This window comes from Paenibacillus tianjinensis (genome assembly GCF_017086365.1).
Classification (GTDB): Bacteria; Bacillota; Bacilli; order Paenibacillales; family Paenibacillaceae; genus Paenibacillus_AQ; species Paenibacillus_AQ tianjinensis.
Genome location: NZ_CP070969.1, coordinates 1,066,297 through 1,087,434, shown reverse-complemented (window position 1 = coordinate 1,087,434; position 21,138 = coordinate 1,066,297). Strand labels below are relative to the sequence as shown.

Annotated in this window: 21 protein-coding genes and 1 pseudogene; 13 read left to right on the top strand and 9 right to left on the bottom strand. The window is 52.0% G+C overall.

From position 1 onward, the window contains the following. The first annotated feature begins 82 nt into the window (after positions 1-82). Entirely contained in the window at positions 83-592 is a 510-nt protein-coding gene (locus JRJ22_RS04675; protein ID WP_206103452.1) for a GNAT family N-acetyltransferase, read from the top strand. Positions 593-831: 239 nt separating this feature from the next. Here JRJ22_RS04675 and JRJ22_RS04670 read toward each other — a convergent pair. Both JRJ22_RS04670 and JRJ22_RS04665 read right to left on the bottom strand, forming a co-directional pair. After that, positions 832-1,707 (bottom strand): annotated as a pseudogene (locus tag JRJ22_RS04670) (IS3 family transposase); the annotation flags it as partial. Then, on the bottom strand, positions 1,701-1,997 hold the full coding sequence (locus JRJ22_RS04665) for a transposase (RefSeq protein WP_206100472.1): 297 nt from the start codon (positions 1,995-1,997) through the stop codon (positions 1,701-1,703). The gene JRJ22_RS04665 and the pseudogene JRJ22_RS04670, both read right to left, overlap by 7 nt. A gap of 287 nt (positions 1,998-2,284) precedes the next feature. On the opposite strand from JRJ22_RS04665, the gene JRJ22_RS04660 reads away from it, so the two are divergent. After that, positions 2,285-3,604 (top strand): phytoene desaturase family protein, encoded by a 1,320-nt coding sequence (locus JRJ22_RS04660; RefSeq protein WP_206103451.1) that lies wholly within the window; start codon positions 2,285-2,287, stop codon positions 3,602-3,604. Beyond that, a complete protein-coding gene (locus JRJ22_RS04655; protein WP_206103450.1) occupies positions 3,594-4,502 on the top strand; it encodes an RNA polymerase sigma-70 factor in 909 nt (302 codons plus the stop codon). The genes JRJ22_RS04660 and JRJ22_RS04655 overlap by 11 nt, the downstream gene beginning before the upstream one ends. 128 nt (positions 4,503-4,630) lie before the next feature. Here JRJ22_RS04655 and JRJ22_RS04650 read toward each other — a convergent pair whose 3' ends face one another. From JRJ22_RS04650 to JRJ22_RS04630, 5 genes are all read right to left on the bottom strand, one after another. After that, positions 4,631-5,599, bottom strand: a complete 969-nt coding sequence (locus JRJ22_RS04650; RefSeq protein ID WP_206103449.1) for a sugar phosphate isomerase/epimerase family protein — start codon at positions 5,597-5,599, stop codon at positions 4,631-4,633. Next, positions 5,600-6,331, bottom strand: coding sequence for a ThuA domain-containing protein (locus tag JRJ22_RS04645; RefSeq protein ID WP_206103448.1), 732 nt, complete (start codon positions 6,329-6,331; stop codon positions 5,600-5,602). It lies immediately after the preceding gene. Positions 6,332-6,373: 42 nt separating this feature from the next. Beyond that, positions 6,374-7,450 (bottom strand): Gfo/Idh/MocA family protein, encoded by a 1,077-nt coding sequence (locus tag JRJ22_RS04640; protein WP_206103447.1) that lies wholly within the window; start codon positions 7,448-7,450, stop codon positions 6,374-6,376. A 3-nt stretch (positions 7,451-7,453) separates the two neighbouring features. Further along, positions 7,454-8,416 carry an AraC family transcriptional regulator gene (locus JRJ22_RS04635; protein ID WP_206103446.1) on the bottom strand — a complete coding sequence of 321 codons (963 nt, stop codon included), beginning with the start codon at positions 8,414-8,416 and terminating at the stop codon, positions 7,454-7,456. A 148-nt stretch (positions 8,417-8,564) separates the two neighbouring features. Next, entirely contained in the window at positions 8,565-8,870 is a 306-nt protein-coding gene (locus JRJ22_RS04630; protein ID WP_232381154.1) for a NanQ anomerase/TabA/YiaL family protein, read from the bottom strand. A 424-nt stretch (positions 8,871-9,294) separates the two neighbouring features. On the opposite strand from JRJ22_RS04630, the gene JRJ22_RS04625 reads away from it, so the two are divergent. The 3 genes from JRJ22_RS04625 (at position 9,295) to JRJ22_RS04615 (ending at position 12,484) form a co-directional block, all read left to right on the top strand. After that, complete coding sequence (locus JRJ22_RS04625) at positions 9,295-9,876, top strand: hypothetical protein (protein ID WP_206103445.1); 582 nt, start codon at positions 9,295-9,297, stop codon at positions 9,874-9,876. 639 nt (positions 9,877-10,515) lie between these two features. Then, positions 10,516-11,253, top strand: a complete 738-nt coding sequence (locus tag JRJ22_RS04620; RefSeq protein WP_206103444.1) for a glycerophosphodiester phosphodiesterase — start codon at positions 10,516-10,518, stop codon at positions 11,251-11,253. Between the two features lie 4 nt (positions 11,254-11,257). Further along, entirely contained in the window at positions 11,258-12,484 is a 1,227-nt protein-coding gene (locus JRJ22_RS04615; protein ID WP_206103443.1) for an SLC45 family MFS transporter, read from the top strand. On the opposite strand, the gene JRJ22_RS04610 is transcribed toward JRJ22_RS04615, so the two are convergent. Continuing rightward, positions 12,485-13,216: a GGDEF domain-containing protein gene (locus JRJ22_RS04610; protein WP_206103442.1), complete on the bottom strand. Its 732-nt coding sequence runs from the start codon at positions 13,214-13,216 to the stop codon at positions 12,485-12,487. It abuts the gene before it with no gap. Positions 13,217-13,288: 72 nt separating this feature from the next. Between JRJ22_RS04610 and JRJ22_RS04605 the strand changes: the two genes are divergently transcribed. Beyond that, positions 13,289-13,585 (top strand): transposase, encoded by a 297-nt coding sequence (locus tag JRJ22_RS04605; protein WP_090720361.1) that lies wholly within the window; start codon positions 13,289-13,291, stop codon positions 13,583-13,585. Between the two features lie 8 nt (positions 13,586-13,593). Next, a complete protein-coding gene (locus tag JRJ22_RS04600; protein WP_206103441.1) occupies positions 13,594-14,475 on the top strand; it encodes an IS3 family transposase in 882 nt (293 codons plus the stop codon). Positions 14,476-14,812: 337 nt separating this feature from the next. On the opposite strand, the gene JRJ22_RS04595 is transcribed toward JRJ22_RS04600, so the two are convergent. Further along, the gene (locus JRJ22_RS04595) at positions 14,813-15,391 is read right to left on the bottom strand and encodes a histidine phosphatase family protein (protein WP_206103440.1); all 579 of its coding nucleotides are present in this window, start codon (positions 15,389-15,391) and stop codon (positions 14,813-14,815) included. A 158-nt stretch (positions 15,392-15,549) separates the two neighbouring features. Here JRJ22_RS04595 and JRJ22_RS04590 point away from each other — a divergent pair, with 158 nt between their 5' ends. From JRJ22_RS04590 to JRJ22_RS04570, 5 genes are all read left to right on the top strand, one after another. Further along, a complete protein-coding gene (locus tag JRJ22_RS04590; RefSeq protein ID WP_206104977.1) occupies positions 15,550-16,695 on the top strand; it encodes a phosphodiester glycosidase family protein in 1,146 nt (381 codons plus the stop codon). A gap of 170 nt (positions 16,696-16,865) precedes the next feature. Continuing rightward, on the top strand, positions 16,866-18,497 hold the full coding sequence (locus JRJ22_RS04585) for a spore germination protein (protein ID WP_232381029.1): 1,632 nt from the start codon (positions 16,866-16,868) through the stop codon (positions 18,495-18,497). Beyond that, positions 18,494-19,579, top strand: a complete 1,086-nt coding sequence (locus JRJ22_RS04580; RefSeq protein ID WP_206103438.1) for a GerAB/ArcD/ProY family transporter — start codon at positions 18,494-18,496, stop codon at positions 19,577-19,579. Before JRJ22_RS04585 ends, JRJ22_RS04580 begins: the two co-directional genes overlap by 4 nt. Before the next feature lie 14 nt (positions 19,580-19,593). After that, complete coding sequence (locus JRJ22_RS04575; protein ID WP_206103437.1) at positions 19,594-20,889, top strand: Ger(x)C family spore germination protein; 1,296 nt, start codon at positions 19,594-19,596, stop codon at positions 20,887-20,889. Positions 20,890-20,900: 11 nt separating this feature from the next. Then, positions 20,901-21,134, top strand: coding sequence for a hypothetical protein (locus tag JRJ22_RS04570; protein ID WP_206103436.1), 234 nt, complete (start codon positions 20,901-20,903; stop codon positions 21,132-21,134). Positions 21,135-21,138: the final 4 nt, after the last annotated feature.

Here is a 21,138-nt window from a genome sequence, read left to right as displayed (position 1 = left end):
ACGCTTGTTAAGCTTCATTATACAAGTATAATGAATTTAAATTAAATTTCTGGAATGAATGCAGAGAAAGGCAGGTCATAAGATGAATCAGGTCATTACCGTTAAATTAGTGGAGGCCTTACAGCCGGAAACCGTACGTCAACTAACACCTTTGCTTATCGATGTCGTGGAGGATGCCGCCTCCATCGGTTTCCTGCCGCCACTCGCCGAAAATGCTGCCTCCGCTTACTGGCAGGGGGTTCCCGGTCCGGGCGTGCTGCTCTGGGTTGCCATGGAGGGTGATACTATTGTAGGTACCGTACAACTGCATTTGGTGCTAAAACCAAATGCCCCGCACCGTGCGGAGCTCGCCAAGCTGATGGTGCATACCGGCCACCGCCGCAAAGGCATCGCCGGACTGCTGATTGAAGCCGCTGAGCAGGCAGCGGCCGAACATGGCCGCACCCTGATCATCCTCGATACCCGTGAAGGCGATCCCTCTAACCTGCTTTATCAGTCACGCGGATATGTAGAAGCCGGCAAAATCCCGGATTACGTCATTTCCGCAGATGGCGGAATGGACGCCACCGTGATTTATTACAAGAAGCTGTAGACAGCTTCCTGCTGTGAATGGAGCGGCTTGCCAGGTGCTGCATACCAGCGCTGCATACCAGGCGCTGCCTTCAGGCAGCCCTGGGTATACGGGATGCGCATCGCTGGAGGGGGGGGGCTTCCCCTGTTATGCTGAGGATTCCAGCCGGACGTCACATAGACTCCTCTATAGTCTGTGTATTGCCAGAGATAATGGGATTTTTGGACCTCCGTCAAGAAAGTGGACACCAAAAGACAAAATTAAGCTGCTTTTCGCTTGAATTTCGCGGCGAACTGGACCGGAGATATGTAGCCCAGAGCGCCGTGGATTCGTTTGCGGTTATAGAAAAATTCAATGTACTGGTAGATTTCTTCATAGGCCTGTTTCTTTGTTTTAAATCGAGTACAGTACACAAACTCTTTTTTCAACAGGCTATGAAAAGATTCAATACAGGCATTGTCGTAACAGTTGCCTTTGCGGCTCATACTTGCCTTCATGCGGTATTTCTTCAACTGTTTTCGGTAGTCGGCAGAGGCATATTGTGATCCGCGGTCCGAATGGTGGATGAGGTCTTTCTTGGGGCGTTTAGCCTTGTAAGCATCGTCCAGGGCACCTAAAACAAGATCGGTGGTCATACGGTCGCCCAGCCTCCAACCTACGATTTCCCGGGTGCAGAGGTCAAGCACGCTGGCGAGATACATCCGCCCTTCCCGGCAGGGGATATAGGTGATGTCTGCGACCCAAGTCTGATTCGGTTTTTCGGTGAAAAATTGCTGGTTCAGTAAATTAGGTGCAACAGGCAAATCGTGGTTGGAGTCGGTCGTATTCACGCGGAATTTCTTTGCTACACAGGACCGGAAACCCAGCTCTCTCATGTACTTCCCTACGGTGCGCTCGCTGACTACATGGCCTTCACGCTGCAGGAGAATCGTGATTTTGGGACTGCCATAGCGGCCCTTTGTATCGTGAAAATAATAGGTAATCCGCTGGCACAGCAGCGCTTTCCGGGCTGCTTGTAGACTTGGCTTTGCGGTTCTCCACTTGTAATACCCGCTCCTTGATACCTCGAGGGTGCTGCACATCTTCTCCACAGAATACCGGGAGCGGTGATCTTCGATAAACTGAAATCTCAGTTCTTTGGATTGCTGAAGATGTGCACTGCTTTTTTTAAAATTTCCATTTCCTCGGCCAAGTCGGCCAGTTGCCGATCTCGTTCTTTCAGCTGGCGCTCGAGCTCTTTAACCTTTTCCGGACTGGACACAGGCTCACTCTGAAACTGCCGGTATTTTCCTAGCCATTGATGTAGGGTTTTTGCAGGGATATCGAGCTCCTGGGCCAGTTCCGCCACCGTCTTGGTCTGCTCTTGGATATACTTTACCGTCTGCTTTTTAAACTCGTCGTTATAGCTTTTTCGTGTTCCACTCATGTGGACACCTCCTCGTTAATCTCATTATCTCTGGGCTTTTAACGGGTGTCCACTTTTAAGACTAACAGCATTTTCCCTCTAATTCCGCCTTTTCCCACACTTTGGCCGAAAACCAAGGGTACTTTTCCCCCTAATTCCGCCACAGCACCTACTTCCGCGGATGCCATCCCGCCAACCCTCATTTATTGTCATTGCTTCTGGAAAATCAATCTATAACGTTGCGGCAGTGTCACATACCGGTTCTGTTAATCGTCATGTATGCATCAGACCGGAAAGGATGGATAGTTATGACACAGAATCGAAATGAGCCGGTATGGGATGTAGTCATTATCGGGGCCGGCATCGCCGGATTAACTGCTTCGATTTATTTGGCACAGGCAGGCCAGAGTGTGCTCTTACTCGACAAAGGTTCGCATCCCGGAGGCCGCGCCGCTTCCACCGAGATGTCGTTCGCCCGAGTAAACCTGGGAGCTCATGCTCTGTTTAAGAGTGCTCTCCCTATTCTGCAGGAGGTAGGCGTCACCCCCGCCGGAGCAGCACCTAAACCGCCGGGTAGCCTCGTATTCGAAGGTACCAATGGCGAGCACAGGCCTCTCCCGCTCGCGCAGCTCTTGCTCGGCTCCTTCCTGAAGTGGCACGAGAAGACCCAACTCCTGCGCTTTTACAGCCGCCTTCTCATAACAGACACCTCTGCTCTGCACAAGGTGAGTCTGCAGACTTACCTGGAATCTCAAATCTCCAGTCCGCGGGTGCGCAATGTCGTGCTGGCGCTCGTTCGCCTATCCACATACTGTGATGACCCCGGTCTAATAAGCGCCGGCGCTGTAATCGAGCAGCTCAAACATGGCCAGGTGCTGTACGTGGACGGAGGCTGGCAAACACTCGTACATCAGCTTGCGGAGCAAGCGCAAAAGGCAGGCGTCACGATCCGCACCAGCTCACCTGCACGGGAAATTGCCGGCAGCTACCCGCGAATGACAGTCACACTTAAAGATGGTACGCAGCTGAAAACCCGGCACGCACTATCCACTGCCGGACCGGCGGTTACTCTATCCATCCTCAATCCCCCGCTTTCCCCGGCTGAAGCCGCAGTCTTTGAGCAGCTTATTCCTGTTCGCGCGGCATGCCTGGATCTCGTCGTAGACGGAATGCCTCAACCCAAAACGAAATTTGTAATAGGCGCCGATTACCCGTGGTATTACTCCAACCATTCCGCCGTTGTCTCATTGTCCGATCATCCGGCATATGCAGTCGTGCATGTCATGAAATATTTGTCCTCCTCGGGAAATTCAGACCCCTTGCAAGATCAGCGCGAGCTGGAGGGATTTCTCGACTTGATTCAGCAAAATTGGCGCAAACATGTGGTCCAGCAGCGGTTCCTGCCCCGAATGCTAGTCTCCCATGCCGTCGTAACGACTGCGAACGGCGGCCTCCCGGGCAGACCCGGACCTGCGGTCGAAGGACGGCCCGGACTGTATGTCGCGGGCGATTGGGTCGGTTCAACGGGTATGCTGCTTAACGCATCCTTGGCTAGCGCGAAAGAGGCGGCCCGAAGTATAATATCCGCAAAAGAACAAGATAAAGAAGGGGTGCACCGTGGAGCTTGATTCCGTGTATCGGACATACAGACCGCTTCTTCTGTCCATCGCGTACCGCATGTTAGGATCGGTCACGCAGGCCGAGGATTTGGTGCAGGACGCATTCGTAACGGTGCAGCAGCTGGACAGGGATAAGATAAGCCCCGTCCGCAATCTGAAAGCGTACTTATGCAAAGTCGTTACCAACCGCTGTCTCGATTACTTGAAATCCTCGCACAAAAAAAGAGAGGTCTACATCGGACAATGGCTGCCCGAGCCCCTTGTCCAAGACTATGCGGGCGTGACTGGCTCGGCTTCTGCCGCAGGAGGCGACCCGATCCAAACGATTGTACTGGAGGATACAATATCGTACGCTTTCCTCGTTTTGCTCGACCGGCTAACCCCTGTGGAGCGCGCAGTATTCATTCTTCGTGAAGCCTTCGACTACGACTATCGCGATATTGCGGACTTCGTAAACAAGACGGAGCTGGGATGCCGTAAGATTTACAGCCGCCTCAAACGAAAAATCCAAGACGATCCGGCTGCTGAGCTGATCTCCAGCGACCAGTCCGAACAGCTCGTCCTACGTTTTCTCCATGCGGCAGCTACAGGTGATATGGATGGACTCTTTGCGCTACTCTCCGAGGACATCGTGCTGTACAGCGACGGAGGCGGCAAAGTCAGTGCGGCAGTTAAACCGATTATATCCAGCCAGCGCGTCCTCGCATTCATTCAGGGGCTTCTGACCAAGGGGGGTGGCGCAGGAGGCGTGCGCCTCGTCAAGGTCAACGGACAGCTCGGTTTTGTATTAAGCAACCCGTCCGAACCTTTTCCGACAGTCGTTAGCCTGGCGTTCAGAGACGGCCGCGTTCAGCAGATCTACCTTATACGCAATCCCGATAAACTGCGGCATTTGAATTTAGGCTGAGAGATATTATACCGCCTGGCATTGAATGAATCAGGAACCCGCGTTCAACAAAAACAGCAGCAGCCTTGGACAATATTACTCGTCCATGGCTGCTGCTGTTTCTTTTATGAGGTCAGTTTGCTATCCGCTTAAGCCCACCACATATCCAGCGGCTGCTCACGGATGAGGATCGACTGCAGGTTGGTTACCGCACGCTGGAAACCTTCATCCACCGACATCAGCGGATCTTCATGCTCGATGCTCACTACATAATCATAACCATAGGTGCGCAGGGCGCTCATGATATCCGACCATTCGGACAGGCTGTGTCCGCAGCCGACAGAGCGGAAGGTCCACGCCCGGGTCTGCACATCGCCGTATGGCTGCATATCGGTCAGGCCGTACATGTTGATGTTGTCCTGATCGAGATAGGTATCCTTGGCATGGAAATGATGAATCGCTCCCGCCTTGCCGAGGATCTTGATGGCACCGACCGGGTCAATGCCCTGCCACCACAGATGGCTCGGGTCAAGATTCGCACCAATAGCATCGCAGGTCGCTTCTCTCAGCTTCAGGATCGTATACGGTGTATGGCACAGGAAGCCGCCATGCAGCTCAATGCCGATCTTGACGCCATGCTCCTGGGCGAGCTGGCCGATTTCCTTCCAGTACGGGATCAGCTTCTGCTCCCACTGCCAGGTCAGAATGTCGCTGTACACAGTCGGCCAAGGTGTTACCGGCCAGTTCGGCGCTTTGGCATCTTCACTGTCACCGGCGGTACCGGAGAAGGTGTTGACGACCTGTACGCCCATCAGCGAAGCGAGCTTGATCGATTTGCGCAGAATTTCATCGCCTTGACGCGCTTCTTCTTTATCCGGAGAGATCGGATTGTTATGGCAGCTGAACGCACTGATCATAATGCCGCGGCTCGTGAACTTTTCCAAGTACTCCTGACGTGCCGTTTCACTGGCGAGGAGCTCGTCGGTCGGACAATGCGCATTGCCGGGGTTGCCGCCCGAGCCGATTTCGACTGCGTTCAAGCCTGCAGCTGCGATTTTGTCGAGCATCTCATCCAAAGTCAAACTTCCGAATACGGGATCAAATACGCCTAATTTCATTTATACGCCCACCTTTTCACGAATTGGCTCTAACGCCTGGGAATGACCGTACACGGGATAGTCGCGCCGGGTTGGTGCACACCAGTTCACGCCGTTGATGATCACTTGTTGAATTTCCTTATGGTAATAGGTAGGATGGGATTCATGACCCGGCTGGAAATAAAAGATTTTGCCGCTGCCGCGCCGGTAGGTCGAGCCGCTTGGGAACACATTGCCCCCTTCAAACCAACCGACAAAAACAAGGCTTTCCGGTGCCGGCACATCAAAATGCGCCCCATACATTTCTTCCTGCTCCAGATCGATATATTCGCCGATGCCTTCGGCAATCGGATGGCTCGGGTCCATCACCCAGAGGCGTTCCTTCTCGCCCGCTTCGCGCCATTTCAGGTCACAGCTGGTGCCCATCAGCTTCATAAAGATTTTGGACATATGGCCGGAATGCAGCACAATCAGCCCCATTCCCTGCAGCACACGGTTATAGACACGGTTTACGATTTCGTCGCTAACCTCCTGATGGGCAATATGCCCCCACCATACCAGCACATCCGTATTGCTGAGTACTTCCTCCGTCAACCCATGCTCCGGTTCATCCAGTGTAGCCGTAGCTGTATCAAACCCGGCCTCCTGCAAAAATCCGGCTATTTGGGCGTGGATACCCTGCGGATAGACCTGACGGATACGCTCCTCCTGCAATTCATGACGATATTCATTCCATACGGTTACTCTTGTCACTATGGACACACTCCTAATCATGATCTATACAAACCTGTTGATTTAGTCAAAAAATACCGGCATCCCTGTCTCGGACGACTTATAGATGGCCTCCAGAATGCGGGTTACCACCAGAGCCTGCTCCGGCTTAACAACCGGCTCTGTATCATTAATTATGCTGTCAATCCACTGCGTGGCTTCAACCAGCGCGGGATCTTCGCCCGCACCGTCGTAGAAATCTACGCCGGCAGCATCAAGTCCAATATGCTTCTCGTAGGTTTTGCCGTATGCTTCACCGTTGATGCGCAGGCCTTTTTCCATATCCGCTCCGCCTTCTGTACCGCAAAGTGCCGTTTTGGCTTCACCGACATCCAGCGTATTCAGCGCCCAACTGGCTTCCAGCACAATGGTTGCCCCATTCTCCATCGTAATGAAGCCGATAGCCGAATCTTCAACCGTGAACTTCTCCGGATCCCACGGGCCCCACGCATTAGCTGCGTCCTTGCGGCCGGACAGCTTGTGATAAGCGTTGCCTACCGCATATTTCGGCTTGTAGTTGTCCATCATCCAGAGCGTCAGATCCAGGGCATGGGTGCCGATATCGATCAGCGGGCCGCCGCCCTGCGCTTCCTCGTCCAGAAATACGCCCCAGGTCGGTACCGCGCGGCGGCGGATCGCTTTGGCTTTGGCATAATATATTTCTCCGAGCTCGTTGTTCTCACACACCTTATGCAGGTATGCAGAATCCGGTCTGAAGCGGTTCTGGTAGCCGATCGTCAGCTTTTTGCCGGTACGTTTAGCCGCATCGATCATTGCCTGTGCTTCCGCAGTTGTCTTCGCCATCGGCTTCTCACACATAACATGTTTGCCGGCCTCCATCGAGGCAATCGAAATTTCCGCATGGGAAATGTTCGGGGTACACACGTGAATTACATCTATGCTTGCATCCTTTAGCAGCTCTTTGTAGTCAGTGTACACGGCAGCGTTCTCATCTCCGAATTCCGCCTTGGCCTGCTGCGCCCGTTCGGGTACAATATCGCAAAAAGCGACCATGACAGCGCCTTCCACTTTTTTCAGAGCCGGCATATGTTTGCCGTTTGCGATGCCGCCGCAGCCAATAATCCCTATTTTCAAAGTCATCCTCTATTTCCCTCCGCCTGGTGGTGTTGTGATCTCTATGCCTCTATCATACAAATCCGCTGACAGGCTTTCTTCCTGCATTCTTGCCCTGTTATTCCTGAATATTGTCTTATGGTATTTCAACGGCGAAATGCCGGTTGCTGACTTAAAAAAATGGTGGAATGTCTTCACGCTGCCAAACCCTGCGGACTCGGCTACAGCAGACATCGGCAGGTCCTCGTTGAGCAGAATCCACTTTGCCTTGTTCAGCCGGTATTCATTGAGAAAAGCAACAAAGGTCATGCCCGTGTTCTTCTTGAACAGCTTGGTAAAATAATATGGGCTGAATCCCATATGCCGGGCCACCTCATTAAGGGTAATCGGCTCCTGGTAATGCTGCTCGACATAGATAAAGATCCGCTCCAGCCGCTCCAGCGTTTCCCGGGACTGTGTCAGCGTGTCTTCCGAGAATTTTGGCAGTCTTCCGGCTGTATTCTTCGGCACCTCACGCATAATAACGGTCAGCAGCTCGAACAGTCTCGCTTTGATTAAATAGGCGTATCCTTCGCGGCGCTGAAGGTCTTCCTCATAGATACTTTCGATCAGGGCAATCATCTTGGCAGCTGCGGATTCCGGCCAGCGTGAGCTGGAATGCTCCATCGCCGTGAATACATCGCGCAGCGAATATTCATTGCCGCTTAGCGCAGCCATTTCCTGAAACAGATTCAGGTCGAACTGGATCACCAGCCGTTCACTCTCGGGGGAAGCGAGGAAATAATGCACATCGCCGCCATTGATAAACTGAACCTCACCCTGCTCCATCCGGATCGGGGTATCATTTATTCCCAGATTTAGCGTTCCTTTAGTTACATAGATAATTTCGATTTCTTTATGCCAGTGCGGATAACACAGCTCATCCCCGCCACAGACTAAGCTGCGAAAAGGAAAATGCTTATCCACATCCGGAAGCTCGAGGTAAATGCTCATAAGCGCGGCTCCTTGTCCGGGTTGTTCTTCTACCCGAAAGATATCGTAACTCATTTGTGATGAGAATGACAAACGCTGGTGACATTAGCACACCAAAAGCAAAAAGGAGCCTAACCGGCTCCTTGTGAATGCAGACTATCCGAGTCTGCTACAGCTTGATTTTTAGAACAACCTTCCGTACCGTTTCCTTGCATCCGGCTTCAATCCCTGTCATATGCCCGTCCCGCGGATAGCAGACAACCAGTGCACCAGGGCCTGCGGTTACGGCGGATTCCAGCGCTCCGGTGAAGAACACCGCGTCCTTCTCGGCGCTATATTCCTCTTTTACTGCAAGCTGCTCAATAGCCGCATAGCCGATCCGCTCCGTGCCTTCCAGGATATAATGCAGATCCAGATTGACTTGGTGCGCTTCCCAGAAGCAATCCCCGGCATCCTTCGTTTCATATTCGTTAATGAAATAGAAATGTTCTCATCGACTTCATGGCGTCCTGCCGCCTGCCCGGCAAAATCCGTATCCCGCAGGAACCGCAGCCCCGCCTGTATCTGCTCTCCGTAAGCCGCCTCATTCTCCAGCAAATGTCCTAATGTATCTACGATCAAGCCCATCATCCCCTGCAATCTCTAATTTACCCCTGCTTTTTGGAATACAAAAAAAAGAATAGTTGATCTCTATCCCTCAGGTCTATGTATTTGTTCACGTCTCTTCCGCATATTCTATTAGTAGAACCAACTTTAAGCCTATGCTTCCGATGCGAGTTTTGCCGATGTGTCTCAAGGAAGCTTACGCTAACAAAACTTTTAGCCCATGCTTCCGAAGTGAGTTTTGCCGATGTGTCTCAAGGAAGCTTACCCTAACAAAACTTTCAGGAGGCGGTAAAATGCTCATATTCCTGATGTACATGTTCGCCGTACTGGGGATTACCCTGCTGCTGGCGGCTGCAGTTCTTCAGTTTAAATTATCCTATCCTTCTTCAAACCTGAATAAGCTGGCCAACTCCCTTGGCTCCTTCAATCTCAATTTCCCCCAGCGGTATGTTACGCCTGATGAGTCGCATATTATTGCCCTGGATGAGGATGGTAAGACACTGGCTATCGGGAAGTATGATCCCGGCAGACAGGAGAATGCGACCGCGACGCTATATACTTTTGATGCTATATTAGGTTCGGAAATTATTGAGAACGCCCTTACGCTCACCAAAGTAAGCAAAACCAGCCGGATTACCAGCAGCGCCAGTAAACCCGGTTATAACCCGGATCGTGCCGGAGATGACACTGAATCCGCCGAGGAGATCAAGGAGCTTACCCTCAGAATCTATCTCAGCAGCGCCGATACGCCGGTCTTGTCCATCCCCTTCCTCCCTGGCGTGTCTCCGGCCAAAAAATCAGACCTGGAGTACTCCCTGGCATTCTCGGAGGTTCAGCATGTGCATGAAGCCATCCGCGGGATTGTCTCTGCGTGACGTGAAGCAGATATGATTGTTATGTTTTTTGAACCGGGATGGATATCCGTTTATAATATAGATATAAATGGAATTTTTTCAGATATTCATTCTTAGTACTGCGGAGGCATAGCATGAAACTCTCAGAAAAGTTAACGAAACGGCTGAACATCATAGGGCTGATTATAGTATGGATAATCGCATCCGTTATCTTCGGATTTTTCACTTTTATATCTTTATTTTTATTGCTGTTACCCCTCCAAGTGTTCCTGGTTTTTACGTTCGACAGCCTGGAAAAAAACGGGCGAAAGGTTCTAATAAGCCGGCTGCTGGCACTGACGGGGTTCTCCAGTTTCATCATTGCCTTTTGGGTTGAGATGCCCCTCTGGTATAAGCTGTTTCTGTTATTTGCACAGGGCTCTTTTCTGTACGCTGAAATTAAAATGTGGCTCGGAGCGAGAAAATGATCCCCTCAGCCTCCTGCCTTGGACGGAAATCCGGTTCTTTTTGCACACTATTGTAAGCCCCAGGTTAAAAATGCTTCATTTCGCACCCTTTCGCCGATGGCGAACAGGGTTTCTTGTTGTGGTGTTGAATAGACAATAGAGCCTGCTTTTTGCGGGTACTTAGTAAAACTATGAGGCGGAGGGGTAACAACACATGAACAGTATTATCAACTTTGCACACCGTGGCGCATCTGCGGTCTGCCCGGAGAATACGATGGCGGCATTCCGCAAAAGTCTTGAGCTGGGCGCTACCGGCATTGAAACCGATGTCCAGATGTCTTCGGACGGAGGACTGGTGCTCATCCATGATGAAAGTTTAAAACGCACTGCCGGTGCTGACGGTTATGTAAAGGATAAGACACTAAGCCAGCTGCTGGAGCTGGATGCCGGTTCATGGTTCGGGCCGGAATTCAAGGACGAGCGCCTACCTACGCTGGAGGAATTGCTGGATTTACTGCAAAAGCGGGATACCGTCCTCAATATTGAACTGAAGAACGGGATATTCATGTACCCGGGGATGGAGGAGAAGGTCATTGCTGCCGTGCGGGATTACGGAATGAGTGAACGTGTGATTCTGTCGAGCTTCAATCACTACTCGCTGGCCTACTGCAAATCGCTGGCGCCAGAGATCCGTACAGGTATTTTATATGGCGAAGGCTTGTACCGCCCGTGGGACTACGCAGCCACCCTTCAGGCTGATGCGCTGCATGCGTATCATTATGCCGTACTGCCGGAGTTCGTGGCTGAAGCATCTGAACATCATGTGGCCTATCATCCCTGGACCGTGAATGATCCCGGGCGGATGAAGGAATTAATCGATGCCGGTGTAGCCGGAATAATAACGGATTATCCGGATGTGCTGTCCGGGCTGCTTGCTGCCAAGGGAGTGTGAGGGTGTGAAAAAAGTCTGGCTGCTGGGCTTTGGCTTTTTCAGCATCAGCATCACATGGAGCTTATATAATGCATTCGTACCTTTCTTTCTGGAAAAATACGTGAGCAGTGTAGCCCTGATCAGCTTTATGATGACGATCGATAATTATTTTGCACTGTTTCTGCAGCCGTGGATCGGCAACCGCAGTGACCGGACCTTCAGCCGCTACGGACGCAGAATGCCTTATCTGCTGATCGGAATGCCGCTTGCAGCCGTGCTGACGATGCTCATTCCTTACCACAGCGGACTGTTCACCCTGCTGCTGTTCATGATGCTGATGAACCTGGCCATGAGCCTGTACCGTTCGCCGACCGTTGCGCTGATGCCCGATATTACACCGGAGCCGCAGCGGACGAAGGCCAACGGGCTGGTTAACTTTATGGGCGGGGTCGGATCCATTCTCGCCTTTGGTGCCGGTTCCATGCTCTATGATGCGAACCCGGCACTTCCGTTCCTCGTAGCCGGACTGATTACACTGCTCTGCCTGCTTATCGTAGCACGTTTCATTCAAGAGGACCGGGATGGCGTGAATATGGACACCGTCCGCTCTGGTCTTCAGGGGCAACCAAGGAATGCCGTCGTTCCGCAGCTCAAGCCTGCACGGATTTCTCTGCTGAAGCAGCTGGACCGCACGACCTCTTGGCTGCTGGCGGCTATCTTTTTCTGGTTCGTGGCTTATCAGGGGGTGGAAACCTTATTTACCTTGTACGGCAAACATCACCTGGGCCTCAGTGAAAAGGCCGCTTCGTTCTCGCTCACCTTCTTCTCACTGGCCTTCGTAGCCTTTGCGATCCCCAGCGGCTGGCTGGGCGGACGGTTCGGCAAGAAAAAAATGATTATTACTGGCGTTATCGGGTTGACGGCAGTCTTTGCCTTGGTGGGCTTTGCGGACAATCTGCTGATGCTGCGGGGGCTGCTGCTAACCGGCGGGATATTCTGGGCCTGCATCAATATTAATTCCTATCCTTATGTTGTGGCTACGGGAACCGAGGAGAGCATCGGCACCCGCACCGGAATGTATTATCTGGTCTCCTCGCTTGCCGCGATCAGCTCCCCGCCGTTGCTCGGGCTGCTTATCGACCTGACAGATTACTCGGTCCTGTTCTACGCGGCAGCAGGCAGCATGGCAATTGCCCTGCTCTGCCTGTTTATGATGGATGGACAACGTACCATTACAAGCAGAGCCTGCTGATTAATTCGCTCTGGAGCTGCCCAGCACGTTAACCGGCTGAATGACAATGCCTTGCTTGTGAACCGCATAACGGCCGCTGCCCAGCTGCTTGGCATGGTACATGGCCGAATCGGCTTCCTTCAGGAGACGCGCAGAATCAATTCTGCCCTGGCTGATCGTAATGCCGATACTGGCCGACACGAACAGCTCATACCGCTCGAGCTGATAATTCCGGGTTGTTTTCTCCAGAATTCGCAAGGCGAGCTGTTCAGCCTCCTTGCGGCCGCAGCGTTTCGCAATGATTACGAATTCATCGCCGCCGATCCGGAAGATATGCCGCTTCCCCTTGGACGAGAATTGCTTCAGCGTCCCGCCGACGGCCTGGAGCAGCAAATCACCGACATGATGGCCCAGCTTGTCATTGATCGATTTGAACCTGTTCAGGTCAAGATACAGCACGGCAAGCTGTTCATTCGGTTTGCAGTGCTCCCAGAAGTGGTCCATTCCGTTCTTATTGAACAGGCTGGTTAAGCTGTCTCTATACGCAAGCTCCTTAAGCTGATCCCTCTCGGCCAGCACCTGGCGGACCCGGGTGAACAGCAGCAGCAGCAAGGTAAGGGTCAGCGAATAGAGCGCCAAGGCGAAGAACAGGCTACCGCTGGCCGGCTGGAGCCCGGTTACTGCCCCCCTGCCAAGCAGGTGCATTCCGCCTAATCCGCTGCTGGCCATAAGAATAATAAGGCTCGTGCGCACTGATATGATCCCCCTATAGTAGACAGAAAAAAGCAAGCCGTTTAATCTGTCTACTATGGAGGGGATTTTTTTATGGGCGAAATGAGAAGAACGTACGATGAGAAGTTCAAGAAAAAGGCAGTGGACCTCTATCTCAAAAAGGGATTGGGGTATAAGAGTGTAGCGCGTGAAATGGGCATCAACGATTCCCTGGTGCGCCGATGGGTGAAGCACTTTGAGGCAGAGGGAGTAAAGGGCCTTGGAGAAAAAAGAGGGAAAGCAAAAGGGCCAGGAATGGGCAGACCCCGCACTCGTCCTGAAGATCCAGAGGCCAAGATTAAGCGCCTTGAGGCAGAAAATGAAATGCTAAAAAAGCTCTTACAGATGTGAAAGGAGGAATGGACGCTGTTCCGAGCAGCAAAAAGTTTGCAGTCATTAAGGAATTGCTTCATAAGAAATACAACCTTACCCTGCTATGTAATCTGGCTGGAGTATCTAGAAGTGGTTTTTACAAGTGGTTGAACCGGCAAACGTTCGTTTCACCCAAGCAACGCGAAGACGAAGCGATGAAGCTTAAAATTGTCGAATGCCACGAGAAGCTTAAAGGCATTTATGGATACCGCAGAGTGAAGGTATGGCTAAAGCGTACCTACGCCATTCATATGAATCACAAACGTGTACAGCGACTCATGGGCGAGCTAGGACTTCGAGCAGTTATTCGGAGGAAAAGACCTTACTATGGCAAGAAAGAGGCTTACGTGATCTCTGACAACCACCTGAATAGAGAGTTTACAGCAGAGCAGCCGAACCAAAAGTGGGTCACGGATATTACTTACCTTATCTTCGGTGGACAACGGTTGTACCTGTCTGCGATTAAAGATCTGTTTAACAATGAAATTATAGCGTACCAGATTAGCTCGCGGAATGATCTAAAGCTGGTGTTGGATACAGTCAAAAAGGCGAGAAAACGGCGGGATACCAAAGGTGTTCTTTTGCACAGCGACCAAGGATTTCAGTACACTAGCCGTCAATACAGTAAACTACTGGAGCGGTATGAGATAAAGGCAAGCATGTCCAGAAAGGGTAACTGCTGGGACAATGCTTGTATGGAGAACTTCTTCGGTCATTTTAAATCCGAATGTTTCTACCTCCACTCCTTTCACTCTGCAAAACAGGTGAGGCATGCTGTGCAGCAATATATCCGCTTTTACAACCATGCACGTTTCCAAACGAAACTAAACAACCTGAGTCCCTATGAATACCGAACTCAGGTTGCTTAAAATATTGCTTTTTATTTACTGTCTACTTGACAGGGGTCACTTCACACTGCACGGGCTCTTTGATTTTTAATTGCGAAATTCTGCGAGAGCCGGAGAATCGCGTAAGCTGTCAACGCTGCAATAAGAACTGAAAATACGGCTAACATATAATTCCGCGCTTCTTCCATAGTTCGAGCACTCCCTTTTACCTATGAATAAATCGAAACATAGTGAACAGCTGCAGCTGTAAAAAAGCTTGTAAACAGGCAAGTGATCAGTATTATGCTTATTATCGGCAGGTCAGCTCAGTTTCCCAATGGAATGATTTGGAATAGCGCGGCCGGCATAGCGGAGCTGTCTAATTCTCTATATGTTTGACGCAATTATATAGCTCACAGGTCCAGGTTTTGCCGGTATATACTAACCGTGTCAGCGAAGTATTCTTCAGGAACACACTCAAATCCAGTTCAGGCACCAGTCCGCTCAGGCTGCTGCGGAGGATTGCGCCATGGCTGACCACCAGCACATGCTCTCCCGGATGCCGCTGCGCGATTTCTTCAATCGCCCGGCTCCCTCTAAGCCGGCCGGATTCATTCTTTTCCAGGCCCAGCTCCAGCGTTCTCCAATCTTTTCCCCAGCGCTCTATAAGTTCCTGCTCCGTCGTGCCCTCCAGCAGGCCGCCGTCCATCTCCCGGATTTCCGGTACCCATCCTGCAACAGGCAGACCAAGTCTTGCCGCGATGATCTCTGCTGTCTGTCTTGCTCTGAGCAGGTCGCTAGAATAAATATAATTCCACTCTTCCGCGCTAAGCCGCTCTGCAAGAGCTGCTGCCTGCTCCAGGCCCTCTTCATCCAGGGGATTATCGGTATGACCCTGTATTCGGCCTTCTTTATTCCATAGGGTACTACCGTGCCGGATCAATCCGATTGTTGTCATTGTAGCTAACCGCCTTTGTGCAAAATGAAATCGAGTATCAGAGAATTATATACGAAATCTAACACGGGCGCATGTCATTAGACGCACATTTAAGTGCGGCGCCGCATTTGACGATATAAAAACAATACATAATAAGTCAAAAGGAGATTCTGTTCATGCTGAAGAAAATATTCACCCTTGTTCTCACCCTGTTCCTAATGCTCTCCACGCTTCCATCCCTGCTGCCCGGTGCGGCGGCTGCGCCTAAAAATGCCGTCTATGTGGACAAAGGAAATCATTCGTTTATCCCGCTGCGCTTCCTAAACGGACTGTTTGGCCTCCGTGCAGGCCTTACTGCAGATGCGAAATCCATAGAAATTGCCGGAGACAATAATTCGCTCCTCCTTACCCTTGGCCAAGCTTCGGCTTCCGTCAACGGCAAAGCTGTTCCTATAAGCGATCTGCCCTTCAGCGAGAACGGCACGACCTATGTTCCGCTCTCCCTTGTCAGCACGACACTTGGCATCGGGCTCGAATGGAACAAAGCGCCCGCTTCCGTTACACTCACATTAGGCGGCGCTGAAGCGACCTTGCCGGTGCTAAGCGGAACGCTCATGAAGGCCGGCTCCCCTGCCGTAACCAGCACCAAACATACATATAAAGTCGGCTCCAGATCATTCTCTGTGCAGACAGTTACTGTCTCTCTGCTGGACCCTTCCGTCCGGTTGGATGCTGTACTTGCCGGAAATACGGTCGGCAAGACGGAAGCGCTCGGCAGCATTGCCAAACGAAGCGGAGCCGTTGCCGCGATCAACGGAACTTTTTTTGATGCTTATACAGAAGGAGCCTACAAAGCCCCTTATGGCTATATCATCAGCGGCGGCAAAATGCTGAAGAACAGCCCCGGTGACCGCCGGACGGTATTTGCGTATGACCGCAATCTGCTGGCTGAGCTGATTCCCGGCAGCCAATTCAGTGCACGGTTCCAGAGCGGGACCGTTGAAGGGGCGCTGCAGGCCGGTCCCCGGCTGCTGGTTAATGGCAGTGTATCACTGAACGTCGCCGCCGAAGGCTTCAAGGACCCCAAAATTTTGACTGGCGGCGGAGCCCGCAGCGCACTCGGCCTTACCCGCGATCACAAGCTGATCCTGCTGACCACCGGCGGGGCTACCATCCCGCAGCTGGCCCAGATTATGAAGCAGGCTGGCGCTTATCAGGCGATGAATCTGGATGGCGGTGCCTCCAGCGGCCTGTATTATAACGGAAAATATTTGACCGCTCCGGGACGCCTGATCAGTAATGCACTGGTTGTCAGTACCCGGTAATTAACATCATAGAAGCTTAACATCCAGAGGGTGTTCTGCGGCTGTACATGGCCTGCGGACACCCTCTTTATCATGTCCGCCAGTTTCATACAGCAGGCAGAATAAGGAATGAACGGCCGGGGGATAATACTCCCACCTTATCCAGAGTTAGCAGTGAAGGAGGAGAAGCTGTGCCCGTTCATTCCAAGCAAGGCCGTAAGAATAGAAAGGACCCTGTTGAAGCCTTTATCCCCGCGCCTTGTCCCTTGAGCCCCTCACTCGATGAGACTTTGCAGGAGATCAGTCTAAGGATCGGTACAAGCTCGGATGTGATCATCCGCAGATTCACCAATGAATCGTTAAGCTCGCTCGCCCTGGCTTTTATTTATATTGATGGTCTAGTCAACGCAGATACCGTGAATCAGACTGTAATTCAGCCACTGATGGAGCATGTCACACTGAAAAGTGATGCCATCACCGCAGATAAAGCCTATGCCCTGATTAAAGACCAGATGCTGCCCATCGGGGGCGTTCAGGAAGGTAAAACCGTCGAGCATATGCTGTCTTTGCTGTTTGAGGGCTATACCCTCATTCTATTTAACGGGCTTACGATGGCGCTCGCCGCCGATACCTCCGGCTATGAGAAGAGAAGCGTCAATGAACCCACCTCCCAGGGCGTTATCCGCGGTCCCAAGGAAGGGTTCACCGAAAGCCTGCGGGTCGGCACCTCCATGCTCAGACGCAGACTCAAAACCTCTGATCTCCGGATAGAAGAGTATAAAATCGGACAGCGCACCGGGACCGGTGTAGCTCTTGTCTACCTGCAGGGGATTGCCAGTGAAGATGTGCTGGCCGAAATCCGCCGCCGGCTGAACGGCATTATTACGGACAGTATTCTCGAAAGCAATTACATCGAGGAATTCATTCAGGACGGCGGGCTGACCCCTTTTCCCACCATTCAGAACACGGAACGTCCTGACGCGGTGGCCGGGGGCCTTTTGGAAGGGCAGGTCGGGATTATTATTGACGGTACGCCCTTTGCGCTGCTTGCGCCGTCCACCTTCTTTAACTTTTTTCAATCCAGCGAAGATTACTATCAGCGTTATGATATCTCTTCCTTTCTACGGCTGATCCGGTATGGGGCTTTCTTTGTCTCCATGATGCTGCCTGCCTTGTATATTGCCGTCACCACGTTTCACCAGGAAATGCTGCCGACCACACTGCTGATCAGTCTGGCCGCCCAGCGCGAAGGGGTTCCGCTGCCGGCGCTTGCTGAAGCGCTGCTCATGGAGCTCACCTTCGATGTACTGCGTGAGGCCGGAGTCCGGATGCCCCGTACCATTGGTCCGGCAATTTCCATTGTCGGGGCACTGGTACTGGGACAAGCTGCCGTTTCTGCCGGTCTGGTCTCGGCGGCGATGGTAATCGTCGTTTCGTTCACAGCCATTTCCAACTTCGTTATTCCATCACTGGCCATTGCCAATTCGATTCGTCTGATCCGGTTTTTGCTTATGCTGATTGCCGCTACGCTTGGTCTGTTCGGCATCATGTCCTTTTTAATGGCGCTGCTGATCCATTTGGCAGGACTGTATTCGTTCGGCGTACCTTACCTGTCACCAGTAGCTCCGATGATCCCCCGCTACCTGAAGGACATCTTTATCCGCGTCCCGCTATGGAATATGCCAATGCGGCCTAAGACCAGCATGAGTAAAGAAACGCGCAGACAAGGTCCGGATCAGAAACCGCAGTCGATCGAAAGCCAGAAGAAAAAAGCGCAGCTAACCGGGCAGCAAAAAAAACCGCAGGGAGAGGATCAGGCTTGAACGGAAAAATCGACACCGCCCAGGCAGCTATGCTCGTCATCACCACGATTCTGCCGACAGCCACCGTCGTCCTCCCCGCCATTATCGGCAGCTATGCCGAGCAGGACGCGCCTCTTTCCATTCTGATGTCTACAATGGCCGGGCTTATCGTTGCTTCCATCATCGGAACGGCCATCCGCGTAAGCAACGGCGCTCCCTTTCTCACATGGCTGGGTGAGCGAAGCTCACCGGCCGTAGCCACAGCTCTGGGTCTTCTTATGCTGCAGTTCTATCTGGATGCAAGCTCCACGATCTTGCGGGAATTCGTCAATTTCATTAAAGATAATGTGCTGCTAAATACACCGGTGACCGTCCTGGTCATTCTGATCCTGATCATTACGATCTATATGGTCAGACAGGGCATTGAATCCATTACCAGAGTAAACAGCATTATCATCCTGCTCTATGTAGTCTTCGTGCCGCTGTTCGTGTTCGGATTAATCCATGAGATGAACGTGCACCAGCTGCTGCCGATGTTTGACCACTCCCTGGCTTCATTGACACTGGCCAGCATAACACCAACTACCTGGATGTCCGAAGTGGCCGTACTGCTGTTTTTGGCCCCGTATCTCAAGGATCCGCAAAAGGCCCGGATCGCCGGATGGATGGGTCTTCTATTTGTTGGTCTGCTGATGATCTTTTCGCTGGTTACGGCTTTATTGGTGTTCGGACCTGAGTTTATCAAGCTAAGCGCTTATCCGGGATTCTCGGCTGCCGGAGTGGTTCATTTTGGCACATTTTTTGAGAAGCTGGATATTCTGTTCATCTCTTATTGGGTGCTATCCATCTATCTCAAATTTTCGATCTTCCTGTTTGTAACCGTTGAGTGCTTCAAGCAAACCTTCCGGGTAAGCAGCAGCCGGCCGTTTATCGGGGCCTTGGGGCTCGTCATCGCCTTGGAGTGCCTGTTCACCTGGCAGAACATAGACAAGCTGAATCTCTATAACAGGGAGGGCCGGTTCTTGACCTTCTTCCTGTTCAATGTGCTTGTACCGCTGGCAGCCATCATGCTCCACCGGTTCCGGCGCTCCAGAGCCAAATGAAAGGAGTGTAAAACATGAAGCAGCGGAAGCAGGCCATCCAGCCGGAATCGAGTCTGCCACTATCTTCGGGGCTGCGCTCGCTTGCAGGGAAAAGAACCTCCTGCCTGTTGCTCTGTCTCCCTCTCTTATCCACCTTGATTACCGGCTGCTGGGATAACCGGGAGCTGAATGAGCTTGGCATTGCTTCAGGTTCGGCCTATGACTGGGAGGATAATCAGTGGAAGGCCACCTACCAGGTGATCAACCCTTCGTCCGGCGCCAGCGGTATGGGCGGCAGCGGAGGCGGGAGCACAACTTCTCCGCCGTTCATCACCTTCACCGTCAAGGGAAAAACAATCATGGAGGCGATCGATAAAACCAACCTGACCAGCACCCGCGAAATGTTTTTTTCCCATTCCCGGATTACCGTACTGGGCGAGAGTATGGCCAGACACGGGATTAACCAGATCATTGACATGTTCCTGCGCAAACAGGACGCCAGGGAAACGGTCTTTGTGTTTCTTGCTAAAGGAGAAGCGGGTGATATTCTGGACCAGCTCATGCAGATGACCAAAAACCAGGGAGCGGGCATCCAGCTGATGATTGAACAGGAATCCAGACTGGTCTCGTATTATCCCGGAGTACGTCTCTATGAGCTGGCCATGGCCCTGTCCTCCGAATCGGGGAGCGCAGTGCTGCCGGAGATCCTCTTAACCGGGCATAAAATAATGGATGAAACTACCGAAACCGCAGTGACGGACCTGCCCTCACGACTGGCACTCGGCAAGCTGGGCGTACTCAAAGGCGAGAAGCTGATCGGCTGGCTGACCCAAAAGCAGGCCTTCGGCCTGTCATTTATGACTGACAAAGTCAACAAAGCCACCATTGCTTTTCCGTCACACCCCGAGGCAGGGGACACTCCGGATGCTTCGTTTATTCTCCAGAAATCAAGCACTACCGTACGCCCCGTCTGGGAAAAGGATCATTATGTCATGGACATCCACATCAAGGGCAGCGGAATATTGACGGAGCTGGGCAGCATCGCGGATTTGAATGAGCGGGCCACCATTGCAGAGATGGAGGAATCGATCGAGCAGCATGTGCTTGAGCTTGTCAATAACTCATGGACCGAGGTGCGGAAGCTGGGAGCAGATGTCACCGGCTTTGCCGTAAGGATTCACCGCAGTGACCGGAAGCGCTGGAAGCAGATTGAGCAGGATAAAAGCTGGGACAGCGTATTCCGGGACATTGAGATCCGCCCCCACGTCTCGATGAAAATAGAGCGGACAGGGCTAAGCAACAAATCCTTCAAGTCCGTTCAACAGAAATAGAGGGCTGCGTGATGAAAATAGCCATCACTCTTATCCTTTATATCCTCGCCTTTGTGTGGGGCTGCAGCAGACTGACAGGAAGAGGATCAAAACTTCAGCGCTTGTGGTTCGGCTGCATCCTTGCCTGGTGTGTCTATGTGAATATTTGCGGTATTACAGAGACGCCCCACTTCAACATCGCTACCGTGTACACCGCTTTTTTCCAGCCCGCAGGCAGAGTCATCATTGAATGGTTAGGAGGTTGATGAT

Coding starts and splice junctions, on each gene's coding strand:
- JRJ22_RS04600 (WP_206103441.1), top strand. CDS start 13,594: ATGGACGCTGTTCCGAGCAGCAAAAAGTTTGCAGTCATTAAGGAATTG.
- JRJ22_RS04570 (WP_206103436.1), top strand. CDS start 20,901: ATGAAAATAGCCATCACTCTTATCCTTTATATCCTCGCCTTTGTGTGG.
- JRJ22_RS04650 (WP_206103449.1), bottom strand. CDS start 5,599: ATGAAATTAGGCGTATTTGATCCCGTATTCGGAAGTTTGACTTTGGAT.
- JRJ22_RS04635 (WP_206103446.1), bottom strand. CDS start 8,416: ATGAGCATTTACCTCGAGCTTCCGGATGTGGATAAGCATTTTCCTTTT.
- JRJ22_RS04675 (WP_206103452.1), top strand. CDS start 83: ATGAATCAGGTCATTACCGTTAAATTAGTGGAGGCCTTACAGCCGGAA.
- JRJ22_RS04605 (WP_090720361.1), top strand. CDS start 13,289: ATGGGCGAAATGAGAAGAACGTACGATGAGAAGTTCAAGAAAAAGGCA.
- JRJ22_RS04620 (WP_206103444.1), top strand. CDS start 10,516: ATGAACAGTATTATCAACTTTGCACACCGTGGCGCATCTGCGGTCTGC.
- JRJ22_RS04575 (WP_206103437.1), top strand. CDS start 19,594: ATGAAGCAGCGGAAGCAGGCCATCCAGCCGGAATCGAGTCTGCCACTA.
- JRJ22_RS04665 (WP_206100472.1), bottom strand. CDS start 1,997: ATGAGTGGAACACGAAAAAGCTATAACGACGAGTTTAAAAAGCAGACG.
- JRJ22_RS04595 (WP_206103440.1), bottom strand. CDS start 15,391: ATGACAACAATCGGATTGATCCGGCACGGTAGTACCCTATGGAATAAA.
- JRJ22_RS04660 (WP_206103451.1), top strand. CDS start 2,285: ATGACACAGAATCGAAATGAGCCGGTATGGGATGTAGTCATTATCGGG.
- JRJ22_RS04640 (WP_206103447.1), bottom strand. CDS start 7,450: ATGACTTTGAAAATAGGGATTATTGGCTGCGGCGGCATCGCAAACGGC.
- JRJ22_RS04625 (WP_206103445.1), top strand. CDS start 9,295: ATGCTCATATTCCTGATGTACATGTTCGCCGTACTGGGGATTACCCTG.